12 protein-coding genes are annotated in these 13,420 nt (G+C 42.6%); 2 read left to right on the top strand and 10 right to left on the bottom strand.

The features are described 5' to 3' along the window. The first annotated feature begins 34 nt into the window (after window positions 1-34). Window positions 35-2,503, top strand: coding sequence for a M1 family aminopeptidase (locus tag ABIC84_RS10220; RefSeq protein WP_429263510.1), 2,469 nt, complete (start codon window positions 35-37; stop codon window positions 2,501-2,503). A gap of 229 nt (window positions 2,504-2,732) precedes the next feature. Here the strand turns inward: ABIC84_RS10220 and pyrH are convergent, their stop codons facing one another. From pyrH to ABIC84_RS10175, 9 genes are all read right to left on the bottom strand, one after another. After that, window positions 2,733-3,437, bottom strand: coding sequence for a UMP kinase (gene pyrH, locus ABIC84_RS10215; protein ID WP_429263509.1), 705 nt, complete (start codon window positions 3,435-3,437; stop codon window positions 2,733-2,735). 125 nt (window positions 3,438-3,562) lie between these two features. Further along, a complete protein-coding gene (gene nagA, locus ABIC84_RS10210) occupies window positions 3,563-4,687 on the bottom strand; it encodes an N-acetylglucosamine-6-phosphate deacetylase (protein WP_429263508.1) in 1,125 nt (374 codons plus the stop codon). A 183-nt stretch (window positions 4,688-4,870) separates the two neighbouring features. Next, window positions 4,871-5,722: a translation elongation factor Ts gene (gene tsf / locus ABIC84_RS10205; RefSeq protein ID WP_429263507.1), complete on the bottom strand. Its 852-nt coding sequence runs from the start codon at window positions 5,720-5,722 to the stop codon at window positions 4,871-4,873. Between the two features lie 166 nt (window positions 5,723-5,888). Beyond that, window positions 5,889-6,731: a 30S ribosomal protein S2 gene (rpsB, locus tag ABIC84_RS10200; protein ID WP_090529482.1), complete on the bottom strand. Its 843-nt coding sequence runs from the start codon at window positions 6,729-6,731 to the stop codon at window positions 5,889-5,891. An 18-nt stretch (window positions 6,732-6,749) separates the two neighbouring features. Next, window positions 6,750-7,136, bottom strand: coding sequence for a 30S ribosomal protein S9 (gene rpsI / locus ABIC84_RS10195; protein ID WP_110587286.1), 387 nt, complete (start codon window positions 7,134-7,136; stop codon window positions 6,750-6,752). Window positions 7,137-7,161: 25 nt separating this feature from the next. Then, the gene (gene rplM / locus ABIC84_RS10190; protein ID WP_090529488.1) at window positions 7,162-7,599 is read right to left on the bottom strand and encodes a 50S ribosomal protein L13; all 438 of its coding nucleotides are present in this window, start codon (window positions 7,597-7,599) and stop codon (window positions 7,162-7,164) included. 189 nt (window positions 7,600-7,788) lie between these two features. Further along, complete coding sequence (locus ABIC84_RS10185; protein WP_429263506.1) at window positions 7,789-8,247, bottom strand: hypothetical protein; 459 nt, start codon at window positions 8,245-8,247, stop codon at window positions 7,789-7,791. A gap of 275 nt (window positions 8,248-8,522) precedes the next feature. Further along, window positions 8,523-9,050, bottom strand: coding sequence for an adenine phosphoribosyltransferase (locus ABIC84_RS10180; protein WP_188834381.1), 528 nt, complete (start codon window positions 9,048-9,050; stop codon window positions 8,523-8,525). After that, a complete protein-coding gene (locus tag ABIC84_RS10175) occupies window positions 9,047-9,916 on the bottom strand; it encodes a helix-hairpin-helix domain-containing protein (protein WP_429263505.1) in 870 nt (289 codons plus the stop codon). The genes ABIC84_RS10180 and ABIC84_RS10175 overlap by 4 nt, the downstream gene beginning before the upstream one ends. A gap of 77 nt (window positions 9,917-9,993) precedes the next feature. Between ABIC84_RS10175 and ABIC84_RS10170 the strand changes: the two genes are divergently transcribed. Further along, window positions 9,994-11,748, top strand: coding sequence for a lysophospholipid acyltransferase family protein (locus ABIC84_RS10170; RefSeq protein WP_090529750.1), 1,755 nt, complete (start codon window positions 9,994-9,996; stop codon window positions 11,746-11,748). A gap of 89 nt (window positions 11,749-11,837) precedes the next feature. Here ABIC84_RS10170 and ABIC84_RS10165 read toward each other — a convergent pair whose 3' ends face one another. Continuing rightward, window positions 11,838-13,418, bottom strand: a complete 1,581-nt coding sequence (locus ABIC84_RS10165) for a hypothetical protein (protein ID WP_426584686.1) — start codon at window positions 13,416-13,418, stop codon at window positions 11,838-11,840. Window positions 13,419-13,420 lie beyond the last annotated feature (2 nt).

Genomic DNA, 13,420 nt, shown 5'->3' with positions numbered 1-13,420 from the left:
ACATATGACTGATCGCAAATTAATTACAAAACTCATGCTATCGTGTGTGCTTACCACAGCTATGGCAACTGCTTACGGGCAGCAAACCCCTCCACCCGAAAACCCGGCCCTGAAAATATACCGGGCTGTACCAACCAAAGTTAACGACCTTATCCACACCAAACTGGATGTTCGTTTTGATTACAAAAAACGTTACCTGTATGGCAAAGAATGGGTTACTTTAAAGCCTCATTTTTACCCAACCGATAGCTTAAGGCTTGATGCCAAAGGCATGGACCTTAAAAACATCTCGGTAGTAAAAAATGGGAAAAACGTTCCGTTGAAATTTACATACCAGGACAGCCTTTCGGTAGCCATTAAACTGGACAAGGTTTACCGCAATAACGAAAGTTATACCATTTACATTGATTATACCGCCAAGCCCAATGAGCTGAAAGCTAAAGGCAGTGCAGCTATCAATGACGCAAAAGGGTTATATTTCATCAACCCCGACGGTACCGAAAAAGATAAACCAACCCAAATCTGGACACAGGGTGAAACCGAAAGCTCATCGGCCTGGTTTCCTACCATTGATAAGCCAAGCCAAAAAACTACCGAAGAGATCACGATGACCGTACCGGCAAAGTACGTAACGTTGTCAAACGGTAAACTAACGGCTCAAAAAACAAACGCCGACGGCACCCGTACCGATACCTGGAAACAGGAGCTTCCGCACTCGCCATATTTATTTATGATGGCCGTTGGCGATTTCAAGATCTATAAAGACAAATGGAAAGATAAAGAGGTAAGCTATTACCTGGAGCCTAAATACGCCCCTTACGCCAAAGAGATCTTCGGCTTTACCCCGGAAGCTATCGACTTTTATTCAAAAACCCTGGGTGTTGATTTTCCATGGGTTAAATACTCCCAAATCGTAGTTCGTGATTACGTGAGCGGCGCCATGGAAAATACTTCGGCTACCCTTCACGGCGAATATGTACAGGCTACCCCCCGTGAGCTGGTAGACGCTAACTACAATAACGGCCGCAGTACTATTGTGCACGAATTGTTTCACCAATGGTTTGGCGATTATGTTACCGCCGAAAGCTGGAGCAACCTTACCGTAAACGAATCGTTTGCCAACTTCAGCGAAACCATTTGGGCCGAGCACAAATACGGCAAGGATGAAGCCGATGCCCATAACTATGCAGATATGCAAAGCTATCTCCGTTCGCAGGGGGCCAGCACCAAAAACCTGGTGCGTTTTTACTATGCTGATAAAGAGGACGTTTTTGATGCAGTAACCTACCAAAAAGGCGGTCGCATCCTGAACATGCTCCGCAATTATTTGGGCGATGCCGCATTTTATAAAGGCCTTAATATCTACCTTAAAACTAACGCCTTCAAAAACGGCGAAGCACAACAGTTACGTTTAGCATTTGAAGAGGCCAGCGGCCAGGATCTTAACTGGTATTTTAACCAATGGTATTATGGTGCCGGTCACCCGATATTGAATATCAGCTATAAATGGGATGAGGCAACCAAAACCGAAACTGTTTACCTGAAACAAACCCAGGATGGCCAAACCTTTAAACTGCCAATGGCTATTGATATTTACCAGGGCGGCAAAAAAGTGCGCCATAAAGAATGGATGAATGACAAGGTAGATTCTATCAGCTATCAGTTAGCCGGCAAACCAGATTTGGTGAACGTTGATGCTGATAAGATCCTGTTAACCAAGAAGACCGACAATAAAACTATCGATGAGTTTTCATTCCAGTATTTTAACGCGCCTAATTATCTCGACCGCTTTGAGGCAATAGATGCTGCGGCGGCCGACCAAACCCGTCCGCAAGCACAAAAGATCCTTATTGCTGCTTTAAAAGATAAATATTACGGCTTGCGTGTAAAAACCATCAGGGCGTTAAATCTTACTAAAGATGATGTGCGCAATGCTGCCCAGCCGATATTGATCTCGTTAGCGCAAACCGATAATAATACCCTTGTAAAGGCAGCTGCAATTACTGCTTTGGGTAAATTAAAGGCAAGCGGTAATATGACCTTATTTACCCAATCCATGTCAAGCGAATCATATGCTGTGCAGGGTGCTGCTTTAAACGCCATAGCACAACTTGACCCGGCCAAAGCATTAAGCTTAGCCAAAGGCCTTGAAAAAGATAACAAAGGCGCGCTGACTGCCGCAATAATGACTTTATACACCACTAACGGTAATGATGCCGAATGGCCATTTGTTTACCATGCCTTTGTTGAGTCAGGCATCCAGGAAAAATTTAACGCTCTGAAAAATTTTGCTGATATGACCGCTAAAGTTAACAAGCCCGAATATGCACAGCAAGGAATTGAAGAGCTTAAAAATGCAGGCATTAAATTTAAGGTTTACGGGGCTGCACCTTTTGTAATTACACAGTTGGAAGGGATCAAAGCTTCACGTACCGGTATGAAGGATGACGCCTCGGCAAAAGCAGCTGATGATGCTATCAAAGCTATAAATGACGCTAAATAAACAAGAGTTTAAATAACTTATAAAATCGTCATTGCGAGGCACGAAGCAATCCCAAACTGTACAGGGCGGATCTGCTAATTGGGGATTGCTTCGTGCCTCGCAATGACGACGTCCATGTTTTTTGTTTTTAACAACTCCCTTAAACACGAAGAGACCGCCTTTTATGGGCGGTCTCTTCATTTTCTGGCAGCTTTAAGCTTTGAGCATTCGGCTTTTAGCTTCTTAGAGCTTACTTTACCAGCGTACCTATAGCCTCGCCGTTGGCAATTTTCATGAAGTTGCCTTCCTTGTTCATATCAAATACAATAATAGGCAGCTTATTTTCCTGGCAAAGGGTTATGGCGGTCATATCCATTACATTCAGGCCTTTGTCATACACTTCCTGGAAGGTGATCTCGTCGTAACGGGTTGCACTTGGGTCTTTTTCCGGGTCGGCAGTATATATCCCGTCAACGCGGGTACCTTTCAATACCACATCAGCTTTAATTTCAATGGCGCGCAATGAAGCGGCAGTATCAGTAGTAAAGTAAGGGTTACCTGTACCTGCGCCGAAGATCACAATCTTGCCCATCTCCAGGTGGTGCATCGCACGGCGGCGGATGTAAGGCTCACAGATCTGTTCCATTTTAATGGCCGACTGCAGGCGGGTTTCCACACCAATGCTTTCTAAAGCATTTTGCAGCGCCATACAGTTAATCACCGTTGCAAGCATACCCATATAATCGGCCTGCGCACGTTCCATACCCGATTTTTCAGCACTTAATCCCCTGAAAATATTACCGCCTCCAACAACTACCGCAATCTCGATACCGGCATCATAAACGTTTTTAATGTCATGAGCGTACTGCAAAACCTGGTTGTTATCAATACCATATTGCCTTGTGCCCATCAGTGATTCGCCCGAAAGTTTCAGTAATATTCTTTTGTATTTCATTTGGTGTGATTTGCTAATAATAGAAATAGATGAAACCTGCTTTTGTTTATATCAAGAATTGATAAAGCTCTGTTCATACGGGAGTAGTTCGCCAAAAATAGCGAATAAATTTCAGTGTTAAAATTTTATGTTGTCTTTGTTAAAAAATCACCCTTTAGTATAGTCCCAAGCACTTCAAAATCAGCATTAAAAATAACGAGATCAGCATCAAAGCCCTTCTCTATTTTACCCTTTTTTGTTTGCGATGCCAGCTCGGCGGGATATAATGATGCCATATTCACAACCTCGGCCAGGTCGATACCAACCATTTTAACACAGTTTTCTACCGCTTTAAGCATGGTGAGGCATGAGCCTGATAAAGTGCCATCTGGCATGGTATACCTGTCGCCCCTGAGCTCGTGCTGATAAGCACCCTCTTTAGTTGAGGTAACTGCATCGGTGATCAGGAAAAGCTTGTCGCCCAATTCGCGTTTAGCCAGGCGGATCATAGCAAAATCAACGTGAATGCCGTCTGCTACAATACTGGTATATGGCCTCTCCTCAAAAATTGCAGGGATATAGCCGGGCTCGCGGTGGTGCATAGATGGCATGGCATTAAACAAATGCGTAACTGCCTGTACGGGTTTCTTTAAAAATGATTTGCCTTCGGCATAGGTAGCGTTGCTATGGCCTGATGATATGATGACACCCTGCTCATATAAATAATCAATCACCTCCTGATCCTGCAGTTCGGGGGCAATGGTGATCATTTTGATAACGCCGTCAGCCTTTTCAAGCCAGCCTTTAACTTCAGCCAACGTAGCCTTTTTAATAAATTTTTCGGGGTGTGCGCCTTTTTTGGCAGGATTTAAATACGGCCCTTCCAGGTGCAATCCCCAGAAAGCACCCCTGCTTTTTTGGCGATAGATCTCAGCAGCTTCAATGCCCGTTTCCACAATATCATTGGTATTGGTGCCGATGGTGGCAAACACGCCGATGGTTCCCTGATTCAGCAGGTCATTCTCTAACTGTTCCAATGCTTCAACAGTGGGTGTACCGGCAAAAAGCTTGCCGCCGCTGCCGTAGATCTGTAAGTCGATAAACCCAGGGGCAAGATAAGCCCCGTTGAGGTCTTTCTTTTCAGCATCCGTTGGGATAGCGCTTTCGTCAATAATATCGGTGATAGTACCGCTTGAAATTAAAACGGCTTTGCCTTCGGCGATAGTACCGGCGGAGATGAGTTTGAGGTTGTGCAGGGCGAGGACAGGCATGATTTAATAATTACGTATTCAACCATTATGTCATTGCGAGCGTAGCGTGGCAATCGCGAACTGTGCATGACCACCCTGTATAGTGTGCGATTGCTTCGTCGTCCCTCCTCGCAATGACATGATTTTGAGGGCGAATCAACAGGGCAAAAAAAATCCCCCGATTTTTATCGGGGGATAATATGATTAAGCTCCTAAAGCTACCCGCTTAAATGCGGTTACTGTAAGGCCTTTTTCAACCGAGTCAAGGAATTGTGAAATGCTCTTAGATGAATCTTTCACAAACTCCTGGTTTAACAGGGTTGAGTCTTTGTAGAATTTATTCAGTTTACCGGCAGCAATTTTTTCAACCATTGCTTCTGGTTTACCTTCTGCACGGATCTGCTCTTTAGCAATTTCAAGCTCACGCTCAATTACTGAAGCATCAACGCCATCTTTATCCAAAGCGATTGGGTTCATAGCTGCGATTTGCATAGCTACGTCTTTACCAGCCTCTTCGGCGCCTGCGCCATTAGCACTTAATGCTACCAATACACCTAAACGGAAGTTACCGTGTATGTAAGCAACAACCTTTTCGCCACTAATAACTTCATATTTAGATACACCGATTTTTTCGCCGATTTTGCCGGTTTTTTCGATGATAGCATCACCAATTTTAACGCGAACAGTTTCAACGTCAATTTCAAGTGCGTAAAGCTCTTCAATTGAAGCTGGTTTAGCCTCAACAGCTTTGTTAGCAATTTCATTTGCAAAAGCGATGAACTCAGCATTCTTAGCTACGAAGTCAGTTTCGCAATTAAGCTCGATGATAACACCGGTTTTAAAATCTTCAGAAGTACGTGCAATAACAACACCTTCGTTTGATTCCCTGTCCTGACGGCTTGCTGCAACTTTAGCACCTTTTTTCCTTAAAAAATCGATAGCTGCTTCAAAATCACCGTTAGTTTCGGTTAATGCTTTTTTGCAATCCATCATACCGGCACCGGTTTGCTGGCGCAGTTTGTTTACGTCGGCTGCAGAAATTTGTACTGTAGACATGTTTTTTTGAGTTTTAAGATTTTTTATATCGGGTTACAAGTTACCGCTATGGTATTATGCTACTGTAACCTGCAACTATTTTTAATATTAAAAATCTCCCACCCCTTGCTGAGGTGAGAGAATTAATATATTTTTTGTTGTTCCCTTAAAGGGTTAACAAGGAAGATTATTCTTCTGTTTCAGCAGCCGGAGCTTCAGCTTCGCCTTCAGCAGCTACTTCAGCAACTTTACGGGTTCTTTTACCGCCTTCGTTAACTTCAGGAGCATCAGCTTTAGCTTTTGCAGCTACTGCTTCTTTTTCAGCTTCGTCTTCTTTCTCGCGTTTGCGCTCATCTAAACCTTCTTCGATAGCTTTGATGATGATGCTGGTGATCAAAGAGATTGATTTGGTAGCGTCGTCATTCGCAGGGATCGGGAAGTCGATGTTTGAAGGATCAGAGTTGGTATCAACCATAGCAAATGTAGGGATGTTCAACTTTAATGCTTCTGAAACCGCGATGTGCTCTTTCTTAACGTCGATCAGGAATAAAGCAGCCGGTAAACGGTTCAAGTCAGAGATACCACCTAAAAGGGTTTCTAATTTGATACGCTCACGCTGAATCATCAGACGCTCTTTTTTAGAAAGGTTGCTGTAAGTACCGTCTTTAGTCAATTTATCGATGTTTGACATCTTTTTGATCGACTTACGTACGGTTGCAAAGTTAGTTAACATACCACCTAACCAACGTTCGGTGATGTATGGCATGTTTACGCTTTTTGCATAATCAGCAACGATATCTTTCGCTTGTTTCTTTGTAGCTACGAATAATACCTTACGGCCTGATTTTACAATTTGTTTTATAGCTGCAGCAGCTTCTTCAACCTTAGTTAAGGTTTTATTTAAATCGATAATGTGGATACCGTTACGCTCCATGAAAATGTACTGTGACATTTTCGGATCCCATTTGCGGGTAAGGTGACCAAAGTGTACACCAGCGTCCAGTAAATCCTGATAAGTTGTTCTTGCCATTTTGTTGTCCTCCTGTGATTAACGTTTACTGAATTGGAATCTCTTACGTGCTTTCCTGCGACCTGGTTTTTTACGCTCAACCATACGGTCATCGCGGGTCATTAAGCCTTTAGCACGTAATGCCGGTTTCTTTTCAGCATCAAGTTCAACAATAGCTTTAGCGATAGCTAAACGAACAGCTTCTGCCTGTCCCTTTACACCACCACCTGCAACATTAGCTTTAACATCAAATTTTCCGGTGCTACCAGAAACCTCAGTGCTCTGAGTAACGATGTATTGCAATGGCAAAGTAGGGAAATACTCTTTGTAATCTTTACCGTTAACGATGATCGCACCATTTCCTTCTGTAAGGTAGATGCGGGCAACGGCTGTTTTTCTTCTGCCTGAAGTGTTAGTTGTTGGCATTTTTTTTCTCCTTAAAAATTAAAAATTAAATGGCTGTTGGGTTTTGCGCTGCATGAGGATGCTCAGCACCTGCATATACATGCAAATTGCCGAATAATGCTTTACCCAAACGATTTTTAGGTAACATACCACGTACCGCTTTTTCAATGATGCGGGTTGGATGTTTCGCCAATAACTCCTTAGGAGAAATAAAACGCTGACCACCTGGATATCCAGTGTAACGAACATAAACTTTGTCGCTTAGTTTGTTGCCGGTCAGTTTTACCTTGTCTGCGTTGATAACGATCACATTATCACCACAGTCTACGTTTGGGGTGAAATCAGGCTTGGTTTTACCACGGATGATCATTGCGATCTTCGTAGACAAGCGCCCCAAAATCTCGCCTTCGGCGTCAACAACAACCCATTGTTTGTTAACGGTTTTTTTGTTGGCTGAGACAGTTTTGTAACTTAACGTATTCACTTGCTTTAAATTAAATTGTTTAAACGTTTATTATACCCCGTATTTTCGGGACTGCAAAGATAGGGTTAATTATTTTATTAGCAAATAGTTTTTGAGGAAATTTTACTACACATCAAAAGCATTTGTTGTTTAGGCCTTTTTCGGATAGGCTTATGAATCAATAAGAAAAATAGAAGACGCTTTTACCCCTCAATCATCTGTAATCAACGTTACCTGAGCGTATTTATATGGATACTTTTTGAGCTTGCCTAATTGATTCTCGGGCACAGCTATCTTACATGCTTTCAATCTTTTCCCTTTCCGGAGTCCAGTCCAGTATATATAGGGCTCTCCTGAAATTCGCGTTCTTAACTGCGTATCAAGAATAATAACAGTATCACCTAAAACAGAGTCGCGTTTAAATGACTTGCAAACGTAAACATCCGCGTAGGACACCGTACCGCCCTTTATGCTCTGTAAAGTTTTATTTAAATAGATTGATAATACCGACGGCCCCATGAGAGAATCAACAATATTGTCATCCGCTTCGGTCATTTCCGAAGTATTTAACACTGCTTTTTGTGGCCAGGGAGCACAGGCGCTTAAAAACAATCCACCAGTTAAAATAGCTAATAGCGATGTCTTTGCAATCAAATTTAAACGCGTCATTATTCCTGCTTTTTATTTAATACCAGGCGCTGCGAAAAGTAACCTTAATATCACAAGAATATGGTGTTCCCGCCGCCTGGCGGGCCGGCCTATCCGTTACAAGTCCTCGCGTTCCCCATTGCAAAGTCCTTTGCACGCTGCTGGCTTTACACTTCCATCCCTAACGCAGCCCATGCACAGGCCCGCAATTACCAACCAAACTGTAAGCAGGACAATCGTTGTCCATGCCCTCCGACAAAAAAATCAACAAAATGGATACTCCATTTGTTATGGGCTTAATAATCCGCCAGCACTATCAGCTTATCACAAATAGGCGTAATTCTTTCTTTACCATTCAAAAAACCAAGCCCGACTACAAAGGAAAAACCGGCAACTATACCGCCCATTTCCCTGATAAGCTCGCTGGCCGCAGTTACTGTACCACCTGTAGCCAGCAAATCGTCATGAAGTAATATATGTTGACCGGGTTCAAAAGCATCGGTATGCAGCTCGATGGTGGCGGTGCCGTACTCCAGCTTATAAGCTTTTTGTTTTATAGTGAAAGGCAGCTTACCCGCTTTACGCACTGGTACAAACGGCACCCCTAATTTGGTTGCCAGTGTGAGCCCAAACAAGAAGCCCCTGCTTTCGATACCGGCTACCGCGTCAATACGGGTTCCCTGCAATTGTTCAACAAAAGCATCGATGATGCTTTCGCATAATCCGGGGTCTTTCAGTATGGGCGTGATATCTTTAAAAACAATTCCCGGTTTCGGAAAATCGGGAATATCCCTTATGGCTGCTTTAATTTGCTGGGCTATCATTTGAAAACTAAATAAGGTCCAATTTTACGCAAAATTCCGTCATTAAGTATTGCAATATTTTTCAGGTCGTTCAAGGCATTATAGTTACCATGCTCATCGCGGTAAGCTACAATGGCATCCATTTGTTTGTAGCTGAGATAGGGGAAGTGCTTAAGCTCATTAAAGGTAGCCGTGTTAATGTTCACCTTAATGATATGTTTGCCATCAACCGCAATACCGGTTTCAATCTGGTCGTACTTTTCCTTATCAATGCCATAAACCTCCTTCAACTGTTCTTTATTGTAAAACCCGCCTATCCGCTCCCGGTAATGGACAATACGCCGGGCAAATGCGGGGCCTATTCCCCTGATCATGGTAAGCCTCGCCGAATCAGCCGTGTTGATCTCTATCACTTCGCCTGGTTTGGCTTTATTTGTGTAATAAGCAGGGCCATCGGGCAAGTTAATATACAGCTCAAGGCGTTTGTACGCCGCCGGGCTGATGGTGTATATTTTTCTCACATCTCCTTTAGTTAAAAACCTCCCGCCCTTTTCTTCATAATGCTTAATTACCTGTGCCTGGTGCTCAGTAAGGCCAAGTTTTACCCAACCTGCAAGGGGTAAGTTATTGGGGTTAAATTGAAAGAGTGTAGCAGGACGGACATTGCGGTTACCCGCTGAAGCTTCATCCCTTGCGGGGAGATATTCCGTTTTATCGGAATCGGTTATCGCTTTATCAAAAGCCTTAAAATTTATTATATTATCTTTGTGGTTTGCCCGAAATATATAGGGAGCCAGCAAAACCATTGCAATGAAAATAATCAACACTACCATTCCGTTCCACTCTTTTTTAGTGACAGACAGGTAGTTTTTAATTTGCGGCCTCATTTATAATATGTTCCAGGGGTTAAATTAAATAAAAATTTAGGATATTTATTTGTTAAAACATACTGCTATTAAAAACAATGAAAGTTATAACCACCGAAGAGTTTGCCAAAGCCACCAAACTGGATAAGTTGAAAATGCCGGGCCTGGCCGCTTTATTGATGGAACTAATGAAAATAAACCAGGTTAACGACCTGTTTGCCCAGGCACAGCCCAAGCAAGGCCCCGACTTTGTTGATGCCATATTAGAAGGTTGTGGTATTGATGTTGAGTTTGATGAGCGTGAGCTCCGTAACATACCTAAAGACGGAGCCTTTATAGCTATTGCCAATCACCCTTACGGAGGTATTGAGGGTATGGTGTTATTAAAAGTTCTGTGCATGGCCCGCCCCGATTCAAAGCTGATGGCCAACTTCCTGCTTAAAAAAATCCCCAACCTTGCCGACTATTTTATAGCGGTAAACCCTTTTGAAAATGTTGAACATTCGTCAAGTATAAGCGGCCTAAAAAACACCCTTGAGCTGTTAAACCAGGGCACCCCGATAGGTATTTTCCCGGCCGGCGAGGTATCAACCTTTAAGGTAGAACAAAAACAGGTGACCGACCGTATGTGGCACCCGGTTGTAGGTAAGATCATTGCCAAAGCCAAAGTCCCGGTGGTGCCTATTTATTTCCACGGCAATAATGGCCTGTTATTTAACTTTCTCAGCTTGCTGCACCCTACCCTGCGTACGGCAAAATTACCGTCAGAGTTATTTAACAAACATGGGCATACTATTAAGCTGCGCATTGGGAAACCCATTAATGTGACCGATATCCCCGACTATACCAACAGTGCCAAACTGCTTAACTTTTTACGCGCCCGTACCTATGCTTTAGGCACAGGTTTGGAAGAGGAAAAAAAGATCTTCAACCCGCGAAACCTGTTTAAAATTAAACGCGAAGCCGAAGAGGTTTCTCCTGAAATAGATAGCGCCATTCTTGAGAAAGAAATTGAGCCGCTGCGCGAAACCTACAAAGTTTGGACTGAGAAAAACTACGAAGTGTTCATCGTTCCGACGTCAACCATCCCTAATGTGATACGGGAAATAGGCAGACTGCGCGAGATCACTTTCCGCGAGGTTGGCGAAGGCACCAACAAAGCAATCGACCTTGATGAATATGATATTTATTATCATCACCTGTTCATCTGGGATTTTGAAGCCAAACGGATTGTAGGCGCTTACCGCATTGGTTTGGGCGACGAGATATTTTACAGCGTAGGCAAAAAGGGCTTTTACGTAAATGAACTGTTTAAACTTAAAACCCAGTTTATACCTGTGTTACGCCGCAGCCTCGAACTGGGCCGCTCATGGATTCGCAAAGAATATCAAACTAAACCTTTACCGCTATTCCTGTTATGGAAAGGCATTCTTAAATTCCTGATAGATAACCCCAGGTACCGCTACCTGATAGGCCCGGTAAGTATTAGTAACTCCTTTTCTAAATTTTCTAAATCACTTATTGTTGATTATATCAACCGCAACCATTTCGATCATGAAATGGCGCAGTATGTTAAACCACGCAAAAAATTCAAGGTTGATTTTGCCAAAATTGATACCGACCTGCTTATGGCCGGTGAAGACAGTTTTAAAGGTCTCGACAACCTGATATCGGAAGTAGAAACCCGCAATATGAAAGTACCTGTACTGCTCCGTCAATACATTGCCCTTAACGCTAAGATCATCAGCTTCAACATCGACCCTAAATTTGCCGACTGCCTTGACGGTTTCCTGGTACTCGATCTTGAAAAAGTACCGCAGGATATACTGGATAAGCTGGGGAAAAATTTATAATATTCAAAAAACACTGAAAAAGGAAACGCCCTGTCGGCTATCGACAGGGCGTTTCCTTTTCAAAATCAAATAGTTTAATTAGCTTTACATTATTGATATACCGTTCCTGTCATTATGATATTAAACGATTTGACAACTTTAATTTTAGGGGCTCCGTTATTAGGAACGACGTCAAATGAAATGCGGAGTACATGATTAGGCATTTTCTGCCCAACAATAAAATTATCATAAGGTAATAAATCAGCACCGTAGTCACATCCCGGGCAAGTATCTTGTGAACGTATAGCAAAAGCATATCCGTTTTGTGAAGTTGGGTAACCCAAATTCAAATAAGGATTAATTCCGTCATACTCGGTCTTTCCTAGAGGCCAGGGTTCATTGTAAGTTGTAGTGTTGTTAGTATCATAAATATTTTCGTAACTAAGGATTTCCTGTTTAATATTAGCAATCGAAGCACCGGTTGAAGTGCCATTGATAATAGTGGGATTCCAAACTATACTATAAGAATTGATATCAAATTTTGCTCCTGCGATAACGGTTCCCCAATCATAGTCAGATTCTATCAATTTTGCTGTCGGTGCTGCCGACAAAGTCATCAAACCCAAAGGACTTTGATATAATGGAACATAACCGGTTGCCGTAGTCTGATTTTGGCTACCAGGTATAACTAAACTGATGTTGGCCAATTGATAGATATCCGTTGATGTTCCTGTAAATGTATAAGACGTATTGGTGGTTAAGTGAACATATTGTCTTGTGCTATCTGCCGTGGTAGCTCCTCCAAATATACCGTTCGAAACATTCTTTACCGATCCGGATAACCCAGATTTAAGCGCATCGGTTAAAGCCGTTTTAAGTACAGACGCTCCAGCGCTAACCGGGCCCAGTTCAACTAAGCTGCCGAGTTGGAATGCGCCATTAATAACTTTATTAAACATATTGGGCGATGGCGGGGCAGGTTGAGCTATTGTGCCTGTTATACTTCCCTGCGAAGTGCCATTAAGCGTAAGGTTACTCACGTTAATCGAGTTAACCTCCCAACTCATCAAATTTGTATTGGCTGGTTTTGTGCCTACCGCAGGATCATAAGCCATCTCAAATTCAGCCGCATACCAGGTACCCGTAGCTGTGGTTTTAAAGGGCTGGGCTAAGGATGTTGTATTGCTAACAACACTTAAATCAGCAGCGTTTAAAGCAGAATAACTAATTAAATGAGCGACAGCACCTGTTGTTCTTTGCACTAAAGTGTGAGTAACGTTGCTGCTTGGAATTGGAGTTGTAGGGCTTAAATAAAAATAAGCCCTTAAAACGCCACGATACCTATTATATAAAACAAAATACAAAGGTGGATTAAGTTGAGTTGTATTAAAGGTGTTATAAACTAATTGCCAGCCATCTGCAGCTTTAATATCAGTGGCGTAAAGCAATGGAAAAGACTGATTTGAACCACTTGCCCAAGGTTTCAAAATTGAAGTTCCGCTTGGTGTTGGCATGTAATCACCTGTCTCCCAGTTAAAACTATAAGGAGTGATAGCACTCACACCTAAAGCTTTATTTGAAGAATTATTATTTGGATTCTTCAAATCTTCCATCATGTTCTTTTTACAACTATTTAATAAGACAATGGCTGTTAAAATCAAAAAATAAATTGGGTTTAATTGTTTTTTCATAC

Origin of the sequence: Mucilaginibacter sp. 3215 (genome assembly GCF_050433785.1) — a bacterium.
In the GTDB taxonomy this organism is placed as follows: Bacteria; Bacteroidota; Bacteroidia; order Sphingobacteriales; family Sphingobacteriaceae; genus Mucilaginibacter.
This window is presented reverse-complemented; position numbering and strand designations above follow the sequence as displayed.